24 protein-coding genes and 1 tRNA gene are annotated in these 23,818 nt (G+C 73.3%); 9 read left to right on the top strand and 16 right to left on the bottom strand.

Features of this window, described 5'->3' with window-relative positions; translation table 11 throughout:
- Positions 1-77 precede the first annotated feature (77 nt).
- Entirely contained in the window at positions 78-410 is a 333-nt protein-coding gene (locus tag AC1RSJ_RS14645) for a hypothetical protein (protein ID WP_493119171.1), read from the top strand.
- A gap of 17 nt (positions 411-427) precedes the next feature.
- Here AC1RSJ_RS14645 and AC1RSJ_RS14640 read toward each other — a convergent pair whose 3' ends face one another.
- The 6 genes from AC1RSJ_RS14640 to AC1RSJ_RS14615 form a co-directional block, all read right to left on the bottom strand.
- The gene (locus AC1RSJ_RS14640) at positions 428-943 is read right to left on the bottom strand and encodes a helix-turn-helix domain-containing protein (protein WP_493119169.1); all 516 of its coding nucleotides are present in this window, start codon (positions 941-943) and stop codon (positions 428-430) included.
- Positions 944-1,172: 229 nt separating this feature from the next.
- Positions 1,173-2,150 (bottom strand): ribose-phosphate diphosphokinase, encoded by a 978-nt coding sequence (locus AC1RSJ_RS14635; RefSeq protein WP_493119168.1) that lies wholly within the window; start codon positions 2,148-2,150, stop codon positions 1,173-1,175.
- A gap of 36 nt (positions 2,151-2,186) precedes the next feature.
- Positions 2,187-3,689 carry a bifunctional UDP-N-acetylglucosamine diphosphorylase/glucosamine-1-phosphate N-acetyltransferase GlmU gene (gene glmU, locus AC1RSJ_RS14630; RefSeq protein WP_493119167.1) on the bottom strand — a complete coding sequence of 501 codons (1,503 nt, stop codon included), beginning with the start codon at positions 3,687-3,689 and terminating at the stop codon, positions 2,187-2,189.
- Between the two features lie 131 nt (positions 3,690-3,820).
- Positions 3,821-4,027, bottom strand: a complete 207-nt coding sequence (locus AC1RSJ_RS14625; RefSeq protein ID WP_493119166.1) for a cold-shock protein — start codon at positions 4,025-4,027, stop codon at positions 3,821-3,823.
- Positions 4,028-4,329: 302 nt separating this feature from the next.
- Entirely contained in the window at positions 4,330-5,004 is a 675-nt protein-coding gene (locus AC1RSJ_RS14620) for a ThuA domain-containing protein (RefSeq protein WP_493119165.1), read from the bottom strand.
- 36 nt (positions 5,005-5,040) lie between these two features.
- Positions 5,041-5,715: a hypothetical protein gene (locus tag AC1RSJ_RS14615; protein ID WP_493119164.1), complete on the bottom strand. Its 675-nt coding sequence runs from the start codon at positions 5,713-5,715 to the stop codon at positions 5,041-5,043.
- An 83-nt stretch (positions 5,716-5,798) separates the two neighbouring features.
- Here AC1RSJ_RS14615 and AC1RSJ_RS14610 point away from each other — a divergent pair, with 83 nt between their 5' ends.
- From AC1RSJ_RS14610 to AC1RSJ_RS14600, 3 genes are all read left to right on the top strand, one after another.
- The gene (locus AC1RSJ_RS14610; RefSeq protein WP_493119163.1) at positions 5,799-6,323 is read left to right on the top strand and encodes a putative immunity protein; all 525 of its coding nucleotides are present in this window, start codon (positions 5,799-5,801) and stop codon (positions 6,321-6,323) included.
- Positions 6,324-6,413: 90 nt separating this feature from the next.
- A complete protein-coding gene (locus AC1RSJ_RS14605; RefSeq protein WP_493119162.1) occupies positions 6,414-7,448 on the top strand; it encodes an NAD-dependent epimerase/dehydratase family protein in 1,035 nt (344 codons plus the stop codon).
- 82 nt (positions 7,449-7,530) lie between these two features.
- Positions 7,531-7,803 carry a hypothetical protein gene (locus tag AC1RSJ_RS14600; protein WP_493119161.1) on the top strand — a complete coding sequence of 91 codons (273 nt, stop codon included), beginning with the start codon at positions 7,531-7,533 and terminating at the stop codon, positions 7,801-7,803.
- Between the two features lie 41 nt (positions 7,804-7,844).
- Here AC1RSJ_RS14600 and AC1RSJ_RS14595 read toward each other — a convergent pair.
- Positions 7,845-7,916 (bottom strand) — tRNA-Gln (locus AC1RSJ_RS14595).
- 96 nt (positions 7,917-8,012) lie between these two features.
- Entirely contained in the window at positions 8,013-8,585 is a 573-nt protein-coding gene (locus tag AC1RSJ_RS14590) for a TetR/AcrR family transcriptional regulator (protein WP_493119160.1), read from the bottom strand.
- Between the two features lie 183 nt (positions 8,586-8,768).
- Between AC1RSJ_RS14590 and AC1RSJ_RS14585 the strand changes: the two genes are divergently transcribed.
- Both AC1RSJ_RS14585 and AC1RSJ_RS14580 read left to right on the top strand, forming a co-directional pair.
- Positions 8,769-10,271 (top strand): MFS transporter, encoded by a 1,503-nt coding sequence (locus AC1RSJ_RS14585; protein ID WP_493119159.1) that lies wholly within the window; start codon positions 8,769-8,771, stop codon positions 10,269-10,271.
- An 89-nt stretch (positions 10,272-10,360) separates the two neighbouring features.
- The gene (locus AC1RSJ_RS14580; protein ID WP_493119158.1) at positions 10,361-10,852 is read left to right on the top strand and encodes a MarR family winged helix-turn-helix transcriptional regulator; all 492 of its coding nucleotides are present in this window, start codon (positions 10,361-10,363) and stop codon (positions 10,850-10,852) included.
- A 9-nt stretch (positions 10,853-10,861) separates the two neighbouring features.
- Here the strand turns inward: AC1RSJ_RS14580 and AC1RSJ_RS14575 are convergent, their stop codons facing one another.
- The 7 genes from AC1RSJ_RS14575 to AC1RSJ_RS14545 form a co-directional block, all read right to left on the bottom strand.
- The gene (locus tag AC1RSJ_RS14575; protein WP_493119157.1) at positions 10,862-11,581 is read right to left on the bottom strand and encodes a TMEM175 family protein; all 720 of its coding nucleotides are present in this window, start codon (positions 11,579-11,581) and stop codon (positions 10,862-10,864) included.
- Positions 11,582-11,697: 116 nt separating this feature from the next.
- On the bottom strand, positions 11,698-13,551 hold the full coding sequence (locus AC1RSJ_RS14570; protein WP_493119156.1) for an ABC-F family ATP-binding cassette domain-containing protein: 1,854 nt from the start codon (positions 13,549-13,551) through the stop codon (positions 11,698-11,700).
- A 65-nt stretch (positions 13,552-13,616) separates the two neighbouring features.
- On the bottom strand, positions 13,617-14,549 hold the full coding sequence (locus AC1RSJ_RS14565; RefSeq protein WP_493119155.1) for a 4-(cytidine 5'-diphospho)-2-C-methyl-D-erythritol kinase: 933 nt from the start codon (positions 14,547-14,549) through the stop codon (positions 13,617-13,619).
- A gap of 45 nt (positions 14,550-14,594) precedes the next feature.
- A complete protein-coding gene (gene rsmA, locus AC1RSJ_RS14560) occupies positions 14,595-15,464 on the bottom strand; it encodes a 16S rRNA (adenine(1518)-N(6)/adenine(1519)-N(6))-dimethyltransferase RsmA (protein ID WP_493119154.1) in 870 nt (289 codons plus the stop codon).
- A gap of 7 nt (positions 15,465-15,471) precedes the next feature.
- Positions 15,472-16,377 carry a TatD family hydrolase gene (locus tag AC1RSJ_RS14555; protein ID WP_493119153.1) on the bottom strand — a complete coding sequence of 302 codons (906 nt, stop codon included), beginning with the start codon at positions 16,375-16,377 and terminating at the stop codon, positions 15,472-15,474.
- The gene (gene metG, locus AC1RSJ_RS14550) at positions 16,374-17,981 is read right to left on the bottom strand and encodes a methionine--tRNA ligase (RefSeq protein WP_493119152.1); all 1,608 of its coding nucleotides are present in this window, start codon (positions 17,979-17,981) and stop codon (positions 16,374-16,376) included. Before metG ends, AC1RSJ_RS14555 begins: the two co-directional genes overlap by 4 nt.
- A gap of 65 nt (positions 17,982-18,046) precedes the next feature.
- On the bottom strand, positions 18,047-18,421 hold the full coding sequence (locus AC1RSJ_RS14545; protein WP_493119151.1) for a hypothetical protein: 375 nt from the start codon (positions 18,419-18,421) through the stop codon (positions 18,047-18,049).
- A 113-nt stretch (positions 18,422-18,534) separates the two neighbouring features.
- Between AC1RSJ_RS14545 and AC1RSJ_RS14540 the strand changes: the two genes are divergently transcribed.
- A complete protein-coding gene (locus AC1RSJ_RS14540) occupies positions 18,535-19,749 on the top strand; it encodes an acyltransferase family protein (RefSeq protein WP_493119150.1) in 1,215 nt (404 codons plus the stop codon).
- Between the two features lie 13 nt (positions 19,750-19,762).
- On the opposite strand, the gene rsmI is transcribed toward AC1RSJ_RS14540, so the two are convergent.
- Positions 19,763-20,572, bottom strand: coding sequence for a 16S rRNA (cytidine(1402)-2'-O)-methyltransferase (gene rsmI / locus AC1RSJ_RS14535; RefSeq protein ID WP_493119149.1), 810 nt, complete (start codon positions 20,570-20,572; stop codon positions 19,763-19,765).
- A gap of 50 nt (positions 20,573-20,622) precedes the next feature.
- On the opposite strand from rsmI, the gene AC1RSJ_RS14530 reads away from it, so the two are divergent.
- Positions 20,623-22,380, top strand: coding sequence for a dolichyl-phosphate-mannose--protein mannosyltransferase (locus AC1RSJ_RS14530; protein WP_493119148.1), 1,758 nt, complete (start codon positions 20,623-20,625; stop codon positions 22,378-22,380).
- An 85-nt stretch (positions 22,381-22,465) separates the two neighbouring features.
- Positions 22,466-23,767, top strand: a complete 1,302-nt coding sequence (locus AC1RSJ_RS14525) for an O-acetylhomoserine aminocarboxypropyltransferase/cysteine synthase family protein (protein WP_493119147.1) — start codon at positions 22,466-22,468, stop codon at positions 23,765-23,767.
- Positions 23,768-23,818: the final 51 nt, after the last annotated feature.

The following is a 23,818-nucleotide window of genomic DNA, read 5'->3' as shown; positions in this document are numbered from 1 at the left end:
GCCGCGCAGCGTCGCCCGAGCGGGCGGGCTTCGACAGGCTCAGCCATCCGCGGAAGCTCCCGTGCGACACTGTGCGCGTGACGTACGAGGAGCACCCGGAGCTGGTCGGCTACGTGCCGACCGAGGGCATGCCCCACCGACGCCGGATGAAGCGCGTAATGCGCATCGTCGTGCTCGTGGCCGTCGCCGCGCTCATCCTGCCCGCCATCCTCGGCACCTGGGCGGTCGCGGGCCGATCCGCCGCCTCTGCGTGCGTCGCGCTCGTGAACCGCGTCGACTCCGGCGCCGTCGGCGCCGTCGCGGCGTTCGACTGGTTCGGCTCGAGCGGACCCCAGTGGTACTGCTCGGCGGTCGAGTACGGCGGGCGCGAGCGCCCGATCGGCGCCGTCGGCGTCATCCCGTACGGCTGAGCGCCGCGGGCGCGGACTCAGGCGCTGCGGCCGGTGCGGCGCTCGCGCGCCCGTGCGGTCGACATCGGCACGGACAGCGGATACCGCCGGTCGAGCCACGGCTCGATCACGATCTGGAGCAGGAACCGCGACCCGACCGCGCCGATCGCCCAGTACGCCGGCACGACGAGGAACACCGGACCGGGCACTGCCCGCGTGCCGGTGAGCACGATCATGGTGAACGTGACCGCCAGTCCGACCGCGACGTAGGCCCAGCGCCAGGCGCGGGTCTCGGCGTCGCGGCGGTCCTGCTGGGCCTCCGCGCGCTCGTCGTGGCCGCGCACCTCGGGGGCCAGCGCCGCCGGCTCCTCGCCGAACAGATCGCGCACCGGCACCTCGAGCGCCCGGGCGATGCGCGACAGGGTGTCGAGGCTGGCATCGCTGCCGGCCTCGAGCCGCTGGATGGTGCGGACGGCGATGCCGGTCTCCGCGGCGAGCCGCTCCTGGGTCCATCCCCGCTCGCGGCGGAGCTCGCTGATCCGTGTCTCGTTCATGCCGTCGACGCTACGAACCGGCCGCCGACGCGACCACGACAGGCGCCCGACAGGAGGCCGCCATCCGCCCGCCACCGATGCGCCAGCGCGGCGACAGCGCGCCGTCGGGGCGGCGGTGGCGCGGGGCGCCGACGGCCATCTTCTGCCGCGTCGTCTCCGGATCGCCGACTGATATCGGCGACGAGTCGAGAGACCGCGCGGCAATCATCCGAAAGAATTACGACCGGGGTCAGGCGGCGCCGTCGAACATCGAGGTGACCGACCCGTCGTCGAACACCTCGTGGATCGCCCTGGCGATGAGCGGCGCGATCGAGAGCACCGTCAGGCGGTCCCAGCGCTTCTCGGCCGGCACCGGCAGGGTGTCGGTGACCACGACCTGGTCGATCGCCTCGTTCTGCAGGATCTCGACGGCCGGGTCTGAGAACACCGCGTGCGTCGCCGCGACGACGACGCCGACGGCGCCCTGCGCCTTGAGCGCCTCGGCGGCCTTCACGATGGTGCGGCCCGAGTCGATCATGTCGTCGACGAGCAGGCACACGCGGCCCTTCACATCGCCGACGATCTCGTGCACCGAGACCTGGTTCATGACCTTCGGATCGCGGCGCTTGTGGATGATCGCGAGCGGGGCGCCGAGCTTGTCGCTCCAGACGTCGGCGACGCGCACGCGGCCCATGTCCGGGCTGACGACGGTGAGGGTCGACGGGTCGAGGATCTTCTTGAAGTGCTCGAGCAGCACGGGCATCGCGAACAGGTGGTCGACCGGCCCGTCGAAGAAGCCCTGGATCTGCGCCGCGTGCAGGTCGACGCTCATGATGCGGTCGGCGCCGGCGGCCTTGAACAGGTCGGCGACGAGGCGGGCCGAGATCGGCTCGCGGCCGCGGCCCTTCTTGTCCTGCCGCGAGTACGGGTAGTACGGCGCGACGACGGTGATGCGCTTCGCGCTCGCGCGCTTCGCGGCGTCGACCATGATGAGCTGCTCCATGAGCCACTCGTTGATCGGCGCGGTGTGCGACTGCAGCACGAACATGTCGGCGCCGCGGACGCTCTCCTCGAAGCGGGCGTAGATCTCGCCGCTCGCGAAGGATCGCGTATCGGCCCCCACCAGCTCCGATCCGAGCTCGGTGGCGATGCTCTCCGCCAGCTCGGGATGCGCGCGGCCCGTGACGAGCACGAGCCTCTTCTCACCGGTGATCTTGATGGCCGCCACGTCCTGCCTTCCGCCGTCGAGACTCGGAACTCCAGACTAGTCGGTCGCGGCGGATGCGTCCGGGCCGTCCGCGTCGCCATCGAGCGGCGACGGAGCGGTCGACGCACCGGATGCCGCCGCGGCGGCGGCCGCCGCCTCGGTGCCGGCCCGCTTCTCCGCGGTCCAGCCCTCGCGGTTGCGCTGCGGGGCGACCGTGATCGCGAGCGCGCCGGCGGGCACGTCCTTGCGGATGACGGCGCCGGCGCCGACCTTCGCGCCGTCGCCGAGCGTCACCGGGGCCACGAACACGTTGTGCGCACCGGTGTGCACGTGCGAGCCGATCGTCGTGCGGTGCTTCGCGATGTCGTCGTAGTTGGCCGTGATGCCGCCGGCGCCGATGTTCGTGCCCTCGCCGATCTCGGTGTCGCCGATGTAGCTGAGGTGCGGCACCTTCGAGCCGCGGCCGATCTTCGCGTTCTTCGTCTCGACGAACGTGCCGATCTTGCCGCCGCCGCCGAGCTCCGTGCCAGGACGCAGATAGGCGAACGGGCCGACCGTGGCGTAGGCGGAGATGACGGCGAGGGTGGCATCCGCGCGCACGATGCTCGCGCCCTCCCCCACCTCGCAGTCGACGAGGGTGGTGTCGGGGCCGATCACGGCCTGGCGATCGACGCGGGTCGCGCCGGCGATGCGGGTGTTCGGCAGCAGCTCGACGTCCTCCGCGAGGGTCGCGGCGAGGTCGATCCACGTCGTCGCGGGGTCGTGCACGGTCACGCCGGCGAGCTGCCAGCCGCGCACGATCATGGCGTTGAGCCGGGCGGCCTGCTCGGAGAGCTGGACGCGGTCGTTCACGCCGGCGACGATCCACGGCTCGGCGGCCGAGAGCGCGGCGATCGGCGAGCCGGCCGCGCGCAGCAGGGCCACCACGTCGGTGAGGTACTTCTCGCCCTGCGCGTTCTGCACGCCGACGCGCGGGAGCGTCTCGCGCAGCGCCGCCGCGGAGAACACGTAGGTGCCGGAGTTGATCTCGGCGATCGCGAGCACGGCCTCGTCGGCATCCTTGTGCTCGACGATCGCGGTGACGCCGCCGCCGGCGTCGCGCACGATGCGGCCGTAGCCGGCCGGGTCGTCGAGCACCGCGCTGAGCAGGGTGGCGCCGGCCGCGGCGGCGCGGTGCGCCTCGAGCAGCCGCGCGAGGGTGCCGGCGTCGAGCAGGGGCACGTCGCCGGAGACGACCACGACCTCCCCGTCGAAGTCGGCGGGCAGCGCGGCGACGGCCTGCTCGACGGCGCGGCCGGTGCCGGGGACCTCGTCCTGGTCGACGACGATCGCGTCGGGCAGGTACTCGTCGACGGCGGCCGCGACCGCGTCGCGTTGATGGCGGACCACGGTGAGCACGTGCGCCGGCGCCAGCTCGCGCGCGGTGGCGAGCACGTGGCCGAGCAGCGGGACGCCCGCGATCGTGTGCAGCACCTTCGCCTTCGACGACCTCATCCGCGTGCCCTGCCCGGCGGCGAGGACGACGACGGCGAGACGGGGGTCGGTGGTGCGATCGCTCATGCCCGCCATTCTGGCAGGAGCGCCCGCGACCGGAGCCGGTCCGCGCCGCGCGCCGACCCGCCTCCGGGAACGCGGAAGCGCCCCGGCCGATCCCGCTGCTGCGGGTCGGTGCCGGGGCGCTCCGAGTGGTGTCAGGAGATGACGGTGATGTTCTCCGCCTGGGGGCCCTTCTTGCCCGCACCCACGTCGTACTGCACGCGAGCGTTCTCCTCGAGCGTCCGGAAGCCGGACGACGCGATGTTGGAGAAGTGGGCGAAGACGTCCTCGCCGCCCTCGTCGGGAGCGATGAAGCCGAAGCCCTTCTCGCTGTTGAACCACTTGACGGTTCCGGTTGCCATGATGTCTCTCTTCTCTCTCTGTGGAGTCTGTGTCGTTGACGGACGGTGGACTTGAAGCAGTCAGCGCGATGCGGTCGCGGGTGCGACCGCGCGCAGGCTGATGCACGACGGGTTCCGATGCGCACCCCGGGATCGGTGGTGACCCGGTCGGGCCGGGTCGGTGATCACGATGCCGTGGGGTGCGGATGGAGTCGGCACAGCCGCTGCTTCCGGATGGAACAGCCCTTCGGCCGAACGATGGAGTTCCCGCGAACGCGGTTGCCTGAGAATCTATACGATTCCGCGGGAAACGTCACGCCGTGCTACGCGCGCGCCGTCCAGCGGGCCGCGTTCGCGAGCACCTTGCGGATCTCCGGGTGGTGGTACGCGGGGTGCGTCTCGTGCCCCGGACGGAAGTAGAACACCCGTCCGCGACCCCGCGTGTAGGCCAGACCGCTGCGGAACACCTCGCCCCCGGCGAACCAGCTGACGAACACCGTCGTCTCCGGCTCCGGCACGTCGAAGTACTCGCCGTACATCTCCTCGTGCTCGAGGCGGATCGACTTGTCGATGCCCTCGGCGATCGGATGCCCGGGCGCCGTCACCCAGAGCGTCTCGACCTCGCCCTCCTCGCGGACCCCGCCGAGATCACCGGAGGTGCCCAGCATCCGCTTGAAGATCTTCGAGTAGTGCCCGGAGTGCAGCACCACGAGCCCCATGCCCTGCAGCACGCGCTTCTGCACGCGCTGCACCGTCTCCTCGGTCACCTCGTCGTGTGCGACGTGACCCCACCAGAACAGCACATCCGTCGCGTCGAGCACCTCGTCGGAGACGCCCTGCTCCGGCTCGTCGAGGTTCGCGGTGCGCACCTCGTCGATGCCGTTCTCGCGCAGCCCCTCCGCGATCGCGGCGCTGATGCCGTCCGGATAGACGGCCTTCACCGCCTCGTCCGTGACTTCCTGACGGTGCTCGTTCCAGACCGTGACGCGAACGCCCACGTCGATACCTCCTCGGATCGATTCGTTTGAAACGAGTCAATCAGAATTGCTACGTCGCATGTGCGCTCCGAGCGCGGTCCGGTCGATCTGCACGGGATATCCGGAGGCGAGCACGGCGAGCGACGCCGGCGGGGTCGCGGCGGTCGCGGCGCCGGACCGCGGACGTGGTCGCGGCGCGCCGTACCGGTCGCGGAGCCAGGGGACGATCGCGTCGCCGAGCACGAGGGCCGGTGTCTCCGGCAGCTCGTCGAGCACGACGAACGCGCCGTCCGGCAGGTCGCGCCAGGGCACCGGATGCAGCCGCTTGCGCCCGGCGAAGCCGCGCGATCCGGGCGCCATCCGCTCGCGCTGCAGCCGCCGGTTCAGGTCGCCGGCGCTCGGGCGCGGGCCGCCGAGACCGTCCTGCCACGCGGCGACGAAGCGCTGGTACGCGTCGTGCCGGCACTCGCCGCACGGCCGGTGGCCCGCGGCGAGCGCCTGGGCCTCGTCCGCGAAGAACAGCCAGGTGAACCGCCCGGGCCGGTAGAGCTCGGAGCGCCGTCCACGGAAGTCGAGCGCGCAGATGATCCAGAGATCGCCGCGGGAGTACCGGACGATCTCGGCGGCACGCCCCGCGCCCTCGTGGAGGCCTCCGCGGTTGCCGGTCCACGCGCCGCGGAACGGGATCGCCTCGAGGTCGCCGAGCGGCGTGACGCGGTTGCGCTCGGTCACGGCGGTCCGCTCCGCCCTGATGTCGCTGCCGTCGTCATGCCGTCAGGATGCACCCCGTCGCCGACACGGACGAGGATGGCGGCATGCCGATCCTGCCCGCCGAGCGCGACCCGCGGCTCGTCACGATCCGGCGCGGCGGCACGCTGACCGACGAGCACCACCGCGCGCTCGCGGCCTGGTCCGTCGTCTGCGCCGAGCACGTGGTCGGCCTGTTCGAGGCCGAGCGTGCCGACGACCCGCGCCCGCGCGCGGCGCTCGAGGTCGCCAGGGCCTGGATCCGGGGCGAGGTGCCGATGGGCGTCGCGCGGACGGCGCTCTCCGGCAGCGCCGTCGGCTCGGGGCTGCCGGACCCCGCGCGCTTCGCGGCGCTCGCCGTCGGACAGGCCTGCGCCGTGGCGCACGTCGCCGCACACGACCTCGGCGCCGCGGCCTACGCCATCCGTGCGGCCTCCTGCGCGACGGGTCCGGTCGGAGCGGCGCGGGCGGAGGCGGTCCGTCGGCGCGAGCGCGACTGGCAGCGCGAGCGGATCCCGGACGAGGTTCGCGACCTCGTGCTCGACGACCAGCGCCGGCGCAGCGCGATCTGCTGGGGCGCGTTCGACGACTGAGCGCGAGCGGCGGGTCCGCATCCTGGTCCCCGCACTCCCAGGAACGGCACGGTGCTGGTCGGCGCCCGCATGGCGCCGGAGCATGGGCGCATGGAACTGCAGCGGGTGCTCGTCACGGGCGGGTCGGGCTTCATCGCCGGCCACGTCATCCTCCGACTCCTCGAGGAGGGGCACGCGGTCCGCACGACGGTGCGCTCGCTCGACCGGCAGGCGGCGGTGCGCGAGCAGCTCGCGGCCGCCGGCATGACCCGGGGCGATGCGCTCGAGTTCACCGCGGCCGACCTCCTCGACGACGCCGGCTGGGCCGACGCGGTCGCGGGCGTCGACACGGTGCTCCACGTCGCGTCGCCCGTGCACATCGACGACGTCGTCGACGAGGACGATGTGATCCGCCCGGCGCGCGAGGGCGCCCTCCGCGTGCTCGCCGCGGCGCGCGACGCGGGCGTGCGCCGGGTCGTGCTGACCTCCGCCTTCCACGCGGTGGGCTTCGGCCAGCCGCACGACCACGGCGTCTTCACCGAGGACGACTGGTCGCCGCTGCACGGTCCGGGCGTCGACGCGTACGGCCGCAGCAAGATCCTGTCCGAGCGCGCCGCGTGGGAGTTCGTCGAGCGGGAGGGCCGCGGCCTGGAGCTGGTGACGCTCCTCCCCGTCGCCGTGATGGGTCCGCTGCTCGGCTCGGGCGTCTCCGGTGCGAACCACATCGTGCAGCGGATGCTCTCCGGCGGCTTCCCCGCCTTCCCGCGGATGTTCGTGCCGATCGTCGACGTGCGCGACGTCGCGGCCGCGCACGCGGCGGCCGTCACGGCGTCGGACGCCGCAGGCCGGCGCATCCTCGTCACGACGGGCGAGGATGCGATCGAGCTCCGCGAGATCGGCGCGCTGCTGCGGTCGGAGCTCGGCGACGCCGCGGCGAAGGTGCCGACGAAGCGCGTGCCGGACCTCGTGGTGAAGGCGATGGCCGTGAAGGACCCGAACCTCCGCTCGGTCGCCGCGGACCTCGGCTTCGTGAAGCAGGTCTCCGACGCCCGGCTTCGCGGCATCCTCGGCGTGCAGCCGCGCCCCGCGCGCGAGGCGATCCTCGCGTCGGCGGACAGCCTGATCGCGCGCGGGCTGGTGGGCTGACTCTGCCTGGGCGCCGGCGGCGGTGCGGTGCGGTGCGGTGCGGTGCGGTGCGGTGCGGTGCGGTGCGGCCTAGGGTGACGCCATGTCGAGATCCCGCGACCGCCGCGATGCCGAGGCCGCGGCCCGCGCGGTGCGCGACGGGCACGTCCGCGCCGTCGTCCGCGAGTGGCACGACGCCGAGGGCTGGGGCGTGGTCGACTCCCCCGTGACCCCCGGCGGGTGCTGGGCGCATTTCTCGAACCTCGACGTCGAGGGCCACCGGACCCTCCTCGCCGGCATGCCGGTGCTGCTCGAATGGGAGGCGTTCGAGCAGGACGGCTTCGCGTTCCGCGCGACCAGGGTCGCGCCCGTCTGATCGGCTCGCCGGTCCGCGTCGGCCGTTCGACGGCCCGCCCGCTCCGCCGCCAGGATTCGAACCTGGACCTCACGGCTCCAAAGGCCGTCGTGCTGCCGTTACACCACAGCGGACCGCGCTCGGGAGCGCAGGGTCAGTTTCCCATGAGGCGGGGCTTCGACAGGCTCAGCCACCCGGAGGCGGCTCAGCCATCCGCGGGGCCGCGGCGGTCAGCGGGCTCGGATCGCGTCGATCGCCAGGCCGAGCACGCGGTCGCGCTGCGCCGCGTCGTCGTAGGTGCTGACTGCGGCGACGCCCGAGACGAGTCGGACGACGTCGCTGATGCTGAGCTCGGAGCGCGCGGCGCCGGATTCCTGGGCGCGCTCGAGCAGCGGCTCCCCCGCCGTGTAGAGCACCTGACGGCAGGCGCCGAAGACCGGCGAATCACGGTTCAGGCCCTCGACGAGCGCCTGCTTCGTGCCGACGTACTGCACGAAGCGCTGGAGCCAGTGCTCGAGCGCCGCCCAAGCCTCGGACTCGCCGGACTCCGCGGCGGCGCGAGCGACCTCCGAGACCTCCTGCACGTAGAGGGTCTCGACGAGCGCATCGCGCGTCGGGAAGTTGCGGTAGAGGGTGCCGATGCCGACGCCCGCACGACGCGCGATGTCCTCGAGCGAGGCGGCGCTGCCGTGCTCCGCGAAGGCCTCGCGGCCGGCGGCGATGAGCGCGTCGTAGTTGCGGGCGGCGTCCGAGCGGGTGGGCCGCTGCACGCCCAGACCGGCGGTCAGATCGATGACGTCCATGTCATCCTCCTGGGCTCGCATGGGATCGGATTCGAGATCGGGCTTGCGAACCGGAGGCCGCCTCCGCTACGCTCGATCCGTAACCGGAGGCCCCCTCCGATCGGAGCCGGTCTCCAGTATACGCACGGCCCGGGCGTCCCGCCCGCTCCGCCCCACTCCGCCTCGAACCCTCGAGAGGATCCCGTGACCACCGTCACCTCTCCCGCCGGCACGTCCGGCACCCGCGCCGGCGCGTCCGGCCCGCCCGCCCGGCCGCGCTGGGCGTTCCTCGCGGTCGCCGTCAGCGTCGCGTCCCTCGCCTCCCTGCAGAACCTCGTCATCCCGCTCATCCCGCTGATCCGCGACGACCTCGGCGTCAGCTCGGAGGCCGCGGCCTGGACGCTCACCGCCTGGCTCGTCGCCGCCGCAGTGGCGACCCCTCTGCTCGGCCGGGTGGGCGACCTCCGCGGACGCCGCACCGTCTTCCTCGTGGTGCTCGCCGTCGTCGCCGTCGGCGACCTGGTCGCGTTCGCGTCGCCCGACCTCGGCACGCTCCTCATCGCCCGGGTGCTCCAGGGCGCCGGCGGCGCGCTGTTCCCGCTCGCGTTCGGCATCATCCGCGACGCCGTCCCGCTCGAGCGCGTGCCCGGCTCGATCGGCGCCCTCTCCGCCGTCATCGGCATCGGCGGCGCGGCGGGCAGCGTCGCCGCGGGTCCGCTCTCGACGCTCCTCGGCTGGCGCGGGCTGTTCCTCGTGCCGCTCGCGATCAGCGTGATCGGCGGCATCGCCACCCTCCTCGCCGTGCCGAGCACCGGCACGCGGGCCGCCGGGCGCGTGAACATCCCGGCGGCGGTCCTGCTCTCCGGCTGGCTCGTCGCGCTGCTGCTGCCGCTGAGCTCCGGCGCCCGCTGGGGCTGGACCTCGCCCGGCGTGCTCGGCCTGTTCGCCGCCGCCGCGGTGCTGCTCGCCGCGTGGGTGGTCGTCGAGCTCGGCTCCCACGAGCCGCTCGTCGACATCCGCCTCATGCTCGACCGGCGCATCTGGCCGGCCAACCTCGCCTCGCTGCTCGTCGGCGGCGCGGTCTTCGGCTACTGGGGCTACCTGCCGCAGTTCCTGCAGACGCCGACCGCGAGCGGCTGGGGCCTCGGCGCCACCGTCGCGCAGTCCGGCTTCGCGCTGCTGCCGATGCTCATCGCGATGTCGGCGGCCGGGTTCCTGACCGGGCGGATCGGACGCGTGCTCGGCCTGCGCACCCAGCTCGCCGTCGGCTCGATGGCGATGGCCGTCGCGATCGCCCTCACCGTGCTGCTGCACACGAGCATCATCGAGGTCGCCGCGATCGGCCTGCTGTTCGGCGCCGGCGTCGGCCTGGCCTACGCGGCCACCGCGAGCATCGTGGTGCAGTCCGCTCCTGCCGACCAGACCGGCGTCGCGAGCGGGGTCAACGCCAACCTCCGCACCATCGGCAGCGCGGTCGGCTCATCCGCCGTCAGCGCGATCGTATTCGGCTCGGCCGGTGCGGACGGACTGCCGAAGGAGGGCGCGTACGACACCGCGTTCGCGGTGCTCGTCGTGCTGACCCTCGCCACGGCCGTGCTCATGGCCGTCGTGCGGGACCGCCGCCGGCCGGGCACCGGCGCCTCCCCCGAGACCTCGCCGGTGCGGGTCGAGGAGGCCGCGCAGGAGTCCGTCGCCGAGGCGGCCTGAGCCCCGGCATCCGCTCGCGGCGGGTCGGACCGCGTCACCGGTCCGGCCCGCCGCGGCCGTCGGCGAGCGCACCCTGCCAGAATGACGGGATGCCCGCCAGCGACGAGGTCGACCGCATCGTCGAGGACTGGGCGCGTGAGCGCCCCGACCTCGACTTCGCGCCGCTGCAGGTGCTCTCCCGCGTCGCGCGCCTCGCGAAGCACCTCGACCGGGCGCGGCGCGCGGCGTTCGACGCCTCCGACCTCGAGCCGTGGGAGTTCGACGTGCTCAGCGCCCTGCGCCGCGCGGGCACCCCGGCGCAGCTGAGTCCGAAGGCCCTGCTGCAGCAGACCCTCGTGTCGTCCGGCACGATGACGAACCGCATCGACCGGCTCGTCGAGCGCGCCCTCGTCGAGCGGCGCACCGATCCGCACGACGGCCGCGGCATCCTCGTCGTCATGACGGAGGCGGGCCGCGAGCGCGTCGACCGCGCGATCAGCCTGTTGCTCGAGGCCGAGCGCGACCTGCTCGCCGGACTGCCGGGCGCCGACCAGGAGCGGCTCGCGGCGCTGCTGCGCAAGCTCAGCCTCGACTTCGACTGAGCCGGGCGCTCAGACGGACGGCGTCGCCGCGTCCGGATGCCCGCCGGAGTCCGCCCCGTCGCCCTCGCGGTGCTTGTGCGGGCGGTGCCGCGGCTCGTAGACGCCGCGCCCGACGACGATGTTCGCCGGGATCAGCAGGAGCCAGAAGTACATGCCCCACGACGGCTCGAGCAGCGCGACCGGCATGGAGAGCAGGAACACGACCGGGGTCACGAGCAGGTTCACGTTGATGAGCCGGTAGAGCTGATCGTCGATGCGGCGACGGTCGACGAAGTCGCGACGCCAGGCGTAGACCCACAGCAGCATCTGCATGATGCCGACCGCGGCCATCACCCCGTCGTAGAGCAGCACCGCGACGAGCGGGGTGTCGCCGTGACCGCTGAGCAGCGACGTCGGGAACGGCACGAAGGCGATGAGGAACAGCAGCACGAGGTTGATCCAGATCATCGAGCTGTCGATCGCCGTGATCGCGGTGAACTTGCGGTGGTGCGCGACCCAGTTCGCGGCGATCACGTAGAAGCTGATCGCGTAGGCGGCGATCTGCGGCAGCGCCTCGAGCAGCGCCGAGCCGATCTCCGGACCGCGGACGGCCTCCGGGATCCGGATGTCGATCACCAGCAGCGTCATCGCGATCGCGAACACGGCGTCGCTGAAGAACACCATCCGCTCGAGCGCGGATCCGCTCTCCCTGGTGTGCAGCCGGTGGTAGCGGTCGTTCGTCGCGCCCATGCGGCTCAGGCTACTGGCGGGGACATCCGTCTCCGCGAGCGCCGCGGAATGTCCCGAGTGCCGCGGAACGTACCGGCGCAGTCGCACCGATGCGCAGCATTGGTGCGACTGGGAACTCAGCCCTCCAGCAGCTCGCTGAGCTCGAGCCAGCGCTCCTCCGCCGCCGCGGCCTCGCGCTCGAGGTCGGAGAGCTCCTGCTGCATCCGGGCGAGCAGCTCGAAGTCCGACTGATCGGCGGTCGCGAACGCGGCGTGCTTCGCCGTGATCGCGTCGCCCTGCTTCGCGAGCCGTCGGTCGAGGGAGGCGAGCTCCTTCTCCGCCGCGCGCCGCTCCGCTCCGCCGGGCGACAGCCTCGACGAGGAGGCCGGTGCCCCCGACGAGCCGGACGACGGCGCAGCGCCCGCGCTCCCCCGCGTCGCCGGCCCGGCAGCACCCGTGCCGGCCGGGGCGTCCCGACGCAGGCGCAGGTACTCCTCGACGCCGCCGGGCAGGTGCCGCAGCCGGCCGTCGAGCACGCCGTACTGCTGGTCGGTGACGCGCTCGATGAGGTAGCGGTCGTGCGAGACGACGAGCAGCGTGCCGGGCCACGAGTCGAGCAGGTCCTCCAGCGCGGCGAGCATGTCGGTGTCGAGGTCGTTCGTCGGCTCGTCGAGGATGAGCACGTTCGGCTCGTCGAGCAGCACCATGAGCAGCTGGAGGCGGCGGCGCTGCCCGCCGGAGAGGTCCTTCACGCGCGACGACAGCTGCTCGGTCGGGAAGCCGAGCCGCTCCAGCAGCTGACCAGGGGTCAGCTCGACGCCGCCCACCTGGTAGGTCGTGCGGTAGCGGCCGACGACGTCGCGCACGCGGTCGTCGGCGATCTCCTCGAGCTCCGCGAGGCGCTGGTCGAGCATCCCGATGCGCACGGTGGTGCCGCGCTTCACCCGGCCGGAGGTCGGCGCGACGGTGCCGGCGACGAGGCCGAGCAGCGTCGACTTGCCCGCGCCGTTCACGCCGAGCACGCCGGTCCGCTCGCCGGGGGCGATGCGCCACTCCACGTCGCGCAGCACGACGCGGGTGCCGCCGGCGGCCTCCGTGTCCGGCACGTCCACGCCGGCGTCGAGCAGGTCGACGACGTCCTTGCCGAGCCGGGAGACGGCGAGGTTCTGCAGCGAGACCCGGTCGCGCAGCGGCGGGACGTCCTCGATGAGCTGGTTCGCCGCGTCGATGCGGAACTTCGGCTTCGCGGTGCGGGCCGGGGCGCCGCGGCGCAGCCAGGCGAGCTCCTTGCGCATGAGGTTCTGGCGCTTCGACTCGGCGGCGGCCGCCATCCGGTCGCGCTCGACGCGCTGCAGCACGTAGGCCGCGTACCCGCCCTCGAACGGCTCGATGAGCCGGTCGTGCACCTCCCATGTCGTGGTCGAGACCTCGTCGAGGAACCACCGGTCGTGCGTCACGACCACCAGCCCGCCGCGGTTCGCCGACCAGCGCCGCTTGAGGTGCTCGGCGAGCCAGGCGACGCCCTCGACGTCGAGGTGGTTCGTCGGCTCGTCGAGCAGCACGACGTCCCACTCGCGGGTGAGCACCGCGGCCAGGTTCACGCGGCGCCGCTGCCCGCCGGAGAGCTCGCCGATGCGCTGGTCGAAGCGGATGCCGACGAGCAGCCCGCCGAGCACGTCGCGCACGCGGGCGTCGCCCGCCCACTCGTGCTCGAGCCGGTCGCCGACGATCGCGTGGCCGACGGTCTCGTCCTCCGGCAGCCGGTCGGACTGGTCGAGCATGCCGAACGTCAGCCCGCCGCGCCGGGTGACCTGCCCGGCGTCCGGCTCCTGCCGTCCGGCGAGCAGCCGCAGCAGGGTCGACTTGCCGTCGCCGTTGCGGCCGACGACGCCGATCCGGTCGCCGTCGGCGATCCCCGCGGTCACCTCGTCGAAGACGACCTTCGTCGGGTACTCGAGGTGGAGCCGCTCGGCTCCCAGCAGATGGGCCACGGGCTCCGAGCCTAGGCGGGCGCGGTGCCCGGCGCGGAATCGTCGGAGCGGAGGGCGGCGGACGCTCAGTCCGGCAGCAGGCGGGCGCCGTGCACCGGGCCCGTGGCGCGCACGACCGTCAGCCGCGCGGCCGACAGCGCGACCTGCAGCTCGAGCGCGGAGTCGAGGTCGGCCGCGAGGAACGCGACCGTCGGGCCCGAGCCCGACACGACCCCCGCGAGCGCGCCGTTCGCCTCGCCGAGCTCGAGGGTCTGCGCGAGCGAGGGCTCGAGGTGCAGGGCCGGCGCCTGGAGGTCGTTGTGCAGCACCTCCGCCAGCATCCGCGGGTCGCCGGCGCGGAGCGCGTGCAGCACGTCGGAGTCGACGACGGGACGCGGATCCGCCGGCGTGATGTCGAGCGCGTGCCGCTCGCGGTGCTGGTCGAGCTCGCGGTAGACCTCGGGCGTCGAGAGCCCGAAGTCCGCGAGCGCGAGCACCCACTGGTAGCTCCCCTGGGCGAGCGCCGGCGAGAGCTCGTCGCCGCGGCCGGTGCCGATCGCCGTGCCGCCGGTGAGGGCGAACGGCACGTCGGCACCCAGCCGACGGGCCAGGGTGAAGAGGTCCTCGCGGCTGAGGTCGGTGCCCCACAGCGAGTCGAGCGCGAGCAGGGTCGCGGCGGCGTCCGCGGACCCGCCGCCCATCCCGCCGGTCACCGGCACGTGCTTGTCGATCTCGATGCGCGCGGCGCCGGAGTAGCCGGTGTGCTCCTGCAGCATGCGGCCGGCGACGATCGCGATGTTCGTCTGATCGAGCGGCACGCGGCTGATGTCGACGGAGCCCGTGACGGAGACGCTGAACTCGGAGGCCGGCGTGACCCGCACCTCCTCGGCGAGCGAGAGCGCCTGGTACGCGATCGCCACGTCGTGGTAGCCATCGTCCATGACGGCACCCACACGGAGGAACACGTTCACCTTCCCGGGCGCCTTGGCTCGCACGGCCGCTCGCCCGGGGGTGGTCATGGATTCACGTTAGCCGACGCGAGGATGACTCCTCTGCGGTGCGGCTCAGGGCGCGCCCGGACCCCCGGAGGCAGCGGCCGCGGACGCCGCCCGTGCGATCGCGAGGAAGTCGGCGAGCGACAGCTGCTCGCCGCGTGCGGTCGGATCGAGCCCGGCCGACTCGATGACGGCCGAGGCCGCTGCCGATCCGCCGAGCGCGTCGGCGAGCGCCTGGCGCAGCATCTTGCGGCGCTGGCCGAACGCGCCGTCGATGATCGCGGAGGTCGCGACCCGCTCCGCCTCGTCGCCGGGCGGCGGGGCGGCGTGGAACGCCACGAGCACGGAGTCGACGTTCGGCACGGGCCAGAAGACCTGGCGCGACACCGAGCCGGCGAGCGACCACGCGCCGTACCAGGCGGCCTTCGCCGACGGACCGCCGTAGATCTTCGATCCGGGCCGCGCGGCGATCCGCTCGCCGACCTCGGCCTGCACCATGACGAGCGCCGACTCGATGCCCGGGAAGGCGGCCAGCAGGTGCAGCAGCACCGGCACCGACACGTTGTACGGCAGGTTGGCCACGAGCCGGCGCGGCGGCTCGGGCAGCGTCGTGATGCGCAGCGCGTCGTCCGTGACCACCGTGAGGTCGGCATCCGGCGCGAGCTGGGCGACCGTGACCGGCAGCTGCGCGGCGAGGCGCCGGTCGATCTCGACCGCGGTGACGCGGGCGCCGGCCTCGAGCAGCCCGAGTGTCAGCGATCCGAGCCCGGGTCCGACCTCGAGCACGGCATCGCCCGACTCGACGCCGGCGATCCGGACGATGCGGCGCACGGTGTTCGCGTCGTGCACGAAGTTCTGCCCGAGCTTCTTCGTGGGCTGCACGTCGAGCAGCTCGGCGAGGTCGCGCACCTCGGCCGGTCCCAGCAGGGTCGTCGTCACGCGCGGCTCACCGCGGACCGGGAGCACCCTCGGGGTGCTCGTCGAAGGGACCCGGCGGCGGCGCGACCGGCTCGTCGTCCCAGCGCCCGTAGACCTGCTCGGTGGTCGAGGAGATCTGCGCCGCGAGCATCGAGGCGTCGGTGCCGAGCGTCGCCGCCATCGACCGCACGGTCCAGGGCAGCAGGTAGGCGGAGTTCGGCCGCCCGCGGTGCGGCGTCGGCGTGAGGTAGGGCGCATCCGTCTCGACGAGGATCCGGCTGCGCGGGATGGCCTCGAGCGCGTCGCGGAGCGGCTGGGCGTTCTTGAACGTGACGGTGCCCGAGAACGAGAGGTACCAGCCGCGCTCCGCCACGAGCCGCGCGAAGTCCGCGTCGCCGCTGAAGCAGTGGAACACCGTCCGCTCGGGGGCGCCGACCCGGTCGAGCGTGCGGACGACCTCCTCGTGGGCGTCGCGGTCGTGGATCTGCAGCGCGAGGTCGTGCCGCTTCGCGATCTCGATGTGCGCCTCGAAGGAGCGGATCTGCGCCGCGATCCCGTCCTCGCCCTCGGTGCGGAAGAAGTCGAGGCCGGTCTCGCCGACGGCGCGCACCCGCGGCTCGCCCGCCAGGCGGTCGATCTCGGCGAGCTGGTCGTCGAGCACGCCCTCCTCCGCGAGCCGCGGCGCCTCGTTCGGATGCAGCGCCACGGCCGCGAGCACGCGCGGCTCGCGCGCCGCGACCTCGACGCCCCAGCGCGAGGACTCGAGGTCGGTGCCCACCTGCACGACGCCGCGCACGCCGACGCTCGAGGCGCGGCCGAGGGCGTCGCGGTACTCGAGGCCCTCGCCGTCCGCGCTCATCTCGAGATGGGTGTGGTTGTCGTAGACCGGGACGACGAGCGCCTCCGGCAGCGGCGGGTACGCCGGGTCGCTCACGCGACGCCCGCGGCGGCGGGCGCTCCCGGCAGGGTCGGCACGGCCTCCGGATCGATGCGCGGGAAGAGCGGCGACTCGAGCGGTGTCACGGTGCCGGTGGACGTCCAGGCCCCGGGCTCGAGGATCTGCTGCGCGCGGAGCTCCCCGACGCCGCCGAGCGAGCTCCAGAGCCGCTCGGTCGCCTTCGTGAGCACGGGCGACAGCAGGATGCCGGTGGCGCCGAGCACGCGGACCGCGACGTGCAGCACGGTGCGCAGGCGCTCCGCCGTCGCCGGGTCCTTCGCGAGCGCCCACGGCTCGGTGTCGGTGATGTAGCCGTTGAGGTCGTCGACGAGCGTCCAGATGCGGGCGATGGCCTCGTGGATCGCGAAGCGCTCGACGGCGGCATCCGCCTCGGCGGCGAGCAGGTCGGGCGCGGCGAGCAGCGCCGCGTCGGCCTCCGTCAGCTCGCCCGGCTCGGGGATCGCGCCGTCGAAGTACCGCCCGATCATCGCGATCACCCGCGAGGCGAGGTTGCCGAAGCCGTTCGCGAGCTCCGCCTGGTAGCGCGCCGAGATGTCCTCCCAGCTGAACGAGCCGTCCTGGCCGTACGAGATCGCGCGCAGGAAGTAGTAGCGGAAGGCGTCCGACCCGAAGGTGTCGGTGATCTGCCTCGGCGCGATGCCGGTCAGCTTCGACTTGGACATCTTCTCGCCGCCGACGAGCAGCCAGCCGTGGCCGAAGACGTGCTTCGGCACCTCGAGGCCCGCGGCCATGAGCATCGCGGGCCAGATCACGGCGTGGAAGCGGGCGATGTCCTTGCCGACGATCTGCACTGCCGGCCAGCGGCGGGCGAACGTCGCCTCGTCGGTGCCGTAGCCCGTCGCGGTGATGTAGTTCAGCAGCGCGTCGAACCAGACGTAGACGACGTGCGCCGGATCCCACGGCACCTGCACGCCCCAGTCGAAGCTGGTGCGCGAGATGGAGAGGTCGGAGAGCCCCTGCTCGACGAAGCGGATGATCTCGTTCCGCACGCTCTCGGGCTGCACGAAGTCGGGCCGCTCCCGATACAGCTCGAGCAGGCGGTCCTGGAACGCGCTCATCCGGAAGAAGTAGTTCGTCTCCTTGAGGATCTCGACGGGACGCGAGTGGATGGCGCACACCAGCTCGCCCGCGTAGTCGCCGACCTCGGTGAGCACGAGCTCGTCGCGCTGCTTGTACTCCTCGCAGCCGACGCAGTAGAAGCCCTCGTACTCGCCGCGGTAGATGTGGCCGGCATCGTGGAGCTGCTGGATGAACGTCAGCACGCCCTGCACGTGGCGGTCGTCCGTGGTGCGGATGAAGTCGTCGTTCGCGATGTCGACCGTCTCGAGCAGCGGCTTCCAGGCGTTCTCGACGAGCTGGTCCGCCCACTCCTGCGGGGTCGCGCCGTTCGCGGTGGCGGTGCGGAGGATCTTCTCGCCGTGCTCGTCGGTGCCCGTGAGCAGCCAGGTGTCGTCGCCGCGCTGGCGGTGCCAGCGCGCGAGCATGTCGGCGCTGACCTCCGTGTAGGCGTGCCCGATGTGGGGCACGTCGTTCACGTAGAAGATCGGCGTCGCGACGTAGAAGGAATCACCCGAGGGCATTCCCCGATTCTAGACGGCGGCTCGTCGTGTTACCGGGCGGGGGCCGCCCGGCCGACGCGGCGCGCTCAGCCGTCGACCTCGACCCGGAGGTCGTCCGACCAGGCCCCGCAGGTGCCGGCATCGGTCTTCCAGTCCGGCGCGAGCGCCGCGCGGGCGATCGCGCGGCCGGTGTCGTCCTGGGCGGCGACGGTGAAGCGCTCCGGCGGCGTGCCGTCGAACGTGAGGCGCCACGTCCGATCGGCGGCGGAGCCGAGCTGCTCGATCGTGACGTCGTCGGCGCAGCCGTCGAGGCACGAGAGGGACACGGCGTCCTGGTCGTCGACGACGACCTTGACGCTGGACGGATCGGTGCAGGTGGTGGGCGCACACGCGGCGAGGAGCATGACCATGGGCAGCGCCAGGGTCAGTGCGGCGATGGGCGCCATTCGGGTGGCAACCATGAGGCGAGGGTAGGGAAGCGCGCTCCCCGCCGGTAGGTCCGCGAACGGGGCGCAGACCGTTCCGTCCTCCGGGCTCCCCCGGAGGGCGCGGGCGGCGGCATAGAGTCCTTCCCATGCCGACCCCGCCGACCGCCGTGGACGGCGCCTCGACCACCCCCGCGTCCGGCCGGCTCACCTCGCTCGACGGGCTCCGCGGGCTCGCCGCGATCATCGTGGTGCTGCACCACCTGTCGCTGACCCTCCGCCCGTTCTCCGACACCTGGATCGTGCCGACGGCGCAGCATCCGCCGACCGGCTCGGCCGTCTGGTGGCTCACCTCGACGCCGGCGCAGCTGCTCATCGCCGGACCGGAGGCGGTGCTCGTCTTCTTCGTGCTCAGCGGCGTGGTGCTGACCCTGCCGGTGCTGCGCCGAGGCGCCGACTACGACTGGGGCGCGTACTACCCGCTGCGGATGGTGCGGCTCTACCTGCCCGCCATCGCCTCCGTGCTGCTCAGCGCGGTCTGGGTGCTCGCCACCGGGTGGTCGACGGCCGGCACGACGAGCCTCTGGGTGCAGGCGTACCGCTTCACCGGCTTCGACCTCCCGCGCACGGTGTCGGGCATGGACCTGCTGTTCGGCGACAACGCGCTGAACAACGTGCTCTGGACGCTGCGCTGGGAGGTGCTCTTCTCCCTGCTGCTGCCGATCGCCGTGATCGTCGCTGTGGCGATCCGCCGGCTCTGGCTGCCCGCTGTCGTCGCGCTCGTCGCCGCCTGCGTCGCCGGCCAGTACCTCGGCAACGGGTCGCTGCAGTTCCTGCCGGTCTTCCTGATCGGCTGCCTCATCGCCGTGCATCACGAGCGGCTCGTCGCCTGGGCGGCGGATCCGGCGCACCGGCGGACGCTGCGCTGGGGCGGGCTCGCGGTGCTCGTGCTGTCGCTGCTGCTGCTCGGCATCCACTGGACCGCGTGGGGACTGCTCGGCGGGCCGCCGCGCGGGCAGTCGCTGCTGCTCGGCATCCAGCCCCTCGGCGCGACCGGGCTCGTGCTCGTCGCGGCGTACTGGCCGCCGGCGCGCTCGCTGCTCTCCACCGCGTTCTTCCGCTGGCTCGGCCGCGTCTCGTTCAGCGTCTACCTCGTGCACGTGCCCGTGATCATCGCGATCGACGGACTCGTCGGCGAGTGGGCGCCGCCCGCGCGCCTGCTCATCAGCCTCGCGGTCGCGCTCGGCATCGCCGAGCTGTTCTCCCGCCTCGTCGAGCAGCCCTCCCACCGGCTCGCCCGGCGGGTGGGGCGCGCGTCGTCCGCGGCCTTCCAGCGGCTCCGGACGCCGACTGCCGCCCGCTAGGACGGCTCGCCGATCAGCGGGCGCGGAGCGCCGCCTCGTACAGCTCACGGCGGCCGAGCCCGGTGCCCGCGGACACCTGCGCCGCGGCGTCCTTGAGGCGCGCGCCGTCGGCGGCGAGCGCGAGCACCTCGGCCACGGCGGACGGCAGGTCCGCCTGCCGCGGCGGCGCGCCGCCGACGACGATCACGATCTCGCCGCGCGCGCCCTCCGCGAAGCGCTCGGCCAGCTCAGCGAGGGTGCCGCGGGCGACCTCCTCGTGCAGCTTCGTGAGCTCGCGGCACACCGCGGCGGGGCGGTCCGGGCCGAACGCCGTCGCGAGGTCGCGGAGGCTGTCGCCGACCCGGTGCGGCGACTCGAAGAACACGAGCGTGCGCTGCTCCCCCGCGAGCGGCGCCAGCGCGGACACCCGCCCGCGCCGGGGCAGGAAGCCCTCGAAGGCGAAGCGGTCGGTCGGCAGGCCGCTGAGGGTCAGGGCGGCGAGCACAGCGCTCGGTCCCGGCAGCCCGGTCACCGTGACACCCGCCGCGATGGCGGCGGTGACGAGCGCGAAGCCGGGGTCGCTCACGGCCGGCGTGCCGGCATCCGTCAGCACGAGCAGATCGGACTCCCGCGCCGCCTGGACGAGCTCCCCGGCCTTCTGCACCTCGTTGTGCTCGTGCAGCGCGACGAGGCGGGGACGGTTCTCGACGCCGAGTCCGCGCATGAGCTGCACGGCCATCCGGGTGTCCTCCGCAGCGACCACCTCGGCGGCCTCGAGCGCGTCCACCAGCCGGCGGCTCGCGTCGCCGAGATTGCCGATCGGGGTGGCGGCGAGGATGATCACGCCCCGAGCGTACGCAGTCCGGCCACCCGCGCCCTGGTTAGCATTCGGGGGTGACGAGCGACCGCCCCGCCGAGCCCGAGCGGGAGGCCCGACCCGCGCACCGGGTCGACACGGGCCGCGACGGCACACTCGACGACGGCCGCGGCGGCGAGTTCGACCGCGCCCTCGACGACGACGGCCGCGCCCGGGTGCACCTGCCGTTCGCCGACCGGATGGCGGCCGCCGCCGCGGCCGCGGGGGCCACCGCGAGCACCGCGCTCGCCGGGCCCGCGACCCGGGTCGACGCCTGGTGGTCGCGCACGATGGAGGATCCTGGCGCGCAGCGGCTCTGGCGGGTCGGGGCGCCGATCGCCGTCACGGCGATCGCGGCCGCGCTCCGGCTCTGGAACCTCGGCGAGCCCCACGAGCTCGTCTTCGACGAGACCTACTACGTGAAGGACGCCTGGGCGATCCTGCACCGGGGCTACGAGACCTCCTGGCCGGAGGGGTCCGACGGGCTGTTCAAGTCCGGCATCCCCGCCGACCCTGGCACGTCGCCGTCCTTCGTCGCGCATCCGCCGCTCGGCAAGTGGATGATCGCGCTCGGCATGCTCGTGTTCGGCGGCGGCAGCGGGGTCGGCTGGCGGATCGTGACGGCGCTCGTCGGCATCGCGCTCGTCGTGCTGACCATGCTCATCGCGAAGCGGCTGTTCCGCTCGACGCTCGTCACGGTGCTGGCGGGCGGGCTGCTCGCGATCGACGGCAACGCGATCGTGATGAGCCGCGTGGCGCTGCTCGACAACTCGGTCGCGCTGTTCGGGCTGCTCGGTGCGGGGGCGGTGCTGCTCGATCGCGCGTGGACGCAGCGCAGGCTCGAGGCGTGGGTGACGCGGCGCGAGCTCGAGCATCGGCGCGTCGACTGGGGTCCGGTGCTGTGGTGGCGGCCGTGGCTGCTCGCCGCGGGGCTCGCATTCGGCGCCGCGAGTGCCGTCAAGTGGAGCGGCCTGTACCTGCTCGCCGTGTTCGCCGTGTACACGGTGGCGACGGATGTGCTCGCCCGGCGCCGCCTCGGGCTCGAGTTCTGGCTCTCCGGGACCGTGCTGCGCCAGGGGCCGGTCAGCTTCCTGCTCACCGTGCCGATCGCGCTCGCCGTCAACGTCGCGAGCTGGGCGGGATGGTTCGCGACGTCCGGCGGCTACTTCCGCCAGTGGGTGGAGCAGACCGTCCCGAGCGCGGCCTGGAGCGGCGGGCTGTCGTGGGTGCCGTACTGGTTCCAGAACTGGTGGCACTACCAGGCGGAGATGTACGGGTTCCACGTCAACGAGCACGATCCGCACTCGTATCAGGCGAATCCGCTCACCTGGCTGCTGCTCGTGCGGCCGACGAGCATGTACTACCGCGACTACGGCGACGGCACGATGGGCGCCATCACCGGTATCGCGAACCCGCTGATCTGGTGGGCCGGCACCGCCGCGCTGGGCTACGCGCTCGTGCGCCTCATCCGCTACCGCGACGCCCGGATGGGCTTCGTGCTGGTGGGGATCGCGGCGGGCTACCTGCCGTGGATGCTCTACCTCGCCCGCACGGTGTTCCAGTTCTACACGATCGTCTTCGAGCCGTTCATGATGCTCGCGCTCGCCGCCGCGCTGGTCTCGCTGATGGGCCCGCCACGGGGCGATCCGTCGCGGCGTCGCGTCGGGCTGACCACCGTCGGGGTGTTCCTGGCCGTCTGCGTCGCGCTGAGCGCGTTCTGGTACCCGATGTGGACCGGCACCCGCATCCCGGAGTGGTTCCTGCGCGCCCACTACTGGATCCGCAGCTGGATCTGACCGACCCGCCGCCGACCGCGCGCCGCGCGTGACGCCCGGTTGCACGACGGCGGTGGCGTGCCGCGGCCGCCGGTAGCGTGGGAGCATGCCTGCTGCATCGTCCGACCGCGAGTACGGGTTCCGCACCCGCGCCATCCACGCCGGCAACATCCCGGACCCGGTGACCGGCGCCCGCGCGCTGCCGATCTACCAGACGAGCGCGTTCGTCTTCGACGACACCGCGGACGCCGCCGCCCGGTTCGCGCTGCAGAAGTACGGCAACATCTACTCCCGCCTGGCGAACCCGACGGTCGCGAGCTTCGAGGAGCGCATCGCCTCGCTCGAGGGCGGCCTCGGCGCCGTCGCCGCGAGCTCCGGCCTCGGCGCCGAGTTCATCGTGTTCGCGTCGCTCGCGGGCGCCGGCGACCACATCGTCGCCTCGTCGTCGCTCTACGGCGGCACCGTCACCCAGCTCGACGTGACGCTGCGCCGCTTCGGCGTCGAGACGACGTTCGTGCACTCCTCGGAGGCCGCGGACTACGCCGCCGCGATCCGCCCGGAGACGAAGCTGATCTTCGTCGAGACGATCGCGAACCCGTCCGGCGAGATCGCCGACCTCGAGGCCCTCGCCGACGTCGCGCACGCGGCTGGCGTGCCGCTCATCGTCGACTCGACGATCCCGACCCCGTACCTGAACCGGCCGATCGAGTGGGGCGCCGACGTCGTCATCCACTCCGCCACGAAGTTCCTCGGCGGCCACGGCACCACGCTCGGCGGCGTCGTCGTCGAGTCCGGCCGCTTCCACTGGGCCACCGACCGCTTCCCGCTGTTCGACCAGCCGGTGCCGCACTACGGCGGCCTGAACTGGCACGGCAACTTCGGCGAGTACGCGTTCCTCACCCGCCTCCGCGCCGAGCAGCTGCGCGACATCGGGCCGGTGCTGGCGCCGCACTCGGCGTTCCTGCTCGCGCAGGGCGTCGAGACGCTGCCGTTCCGCATGCAGGCGCACGTCGAGAACGCCCGCGCCGTCGCGGAGTTCCTCGCCGCGGACGACCGCGTCGACTACGTGAACTGGGCCGGCCTCCCGGAGCACCCGCACCACGAGCGCGCCGCGAAGTACCTGCCGAAGGGGCCGGGCTCGGTCTTCGCCTTCGGCGTGCGCGGCGGCCGCGCCGCCGGGCAGACGTTCATCGAGAGCGTCGACCTCGCCTCCCACCTGGCGAACATCGGCGACGCGAAGACGCTCGTCATCCACCCGGCGTCGACGACCCACGCGCAGCTCACCGAGACGCAGCTCGCCGAGGCGGGCGTCGAGCCCGGCCTGGTGCGCATCAGCGTCGGCATCGAGGACCCGGACGACATCATCGCCGACCTCGACCAGGCGCTCGACGCGGCCACCCGCGCCTGACGCCGGCACCCAGCACCCGCACCCAGCGCCCAGCACCCCGCCCGCGAGAGG

The organism is Schumannella sp. GW821-FHT10F01, assembly GCF_058809295.1.
The sequence above is the reverse complement of the archived record's forward strand: the minus strand, read 5'-3'. Positions and strand labels throughout refer to the sequence as shown.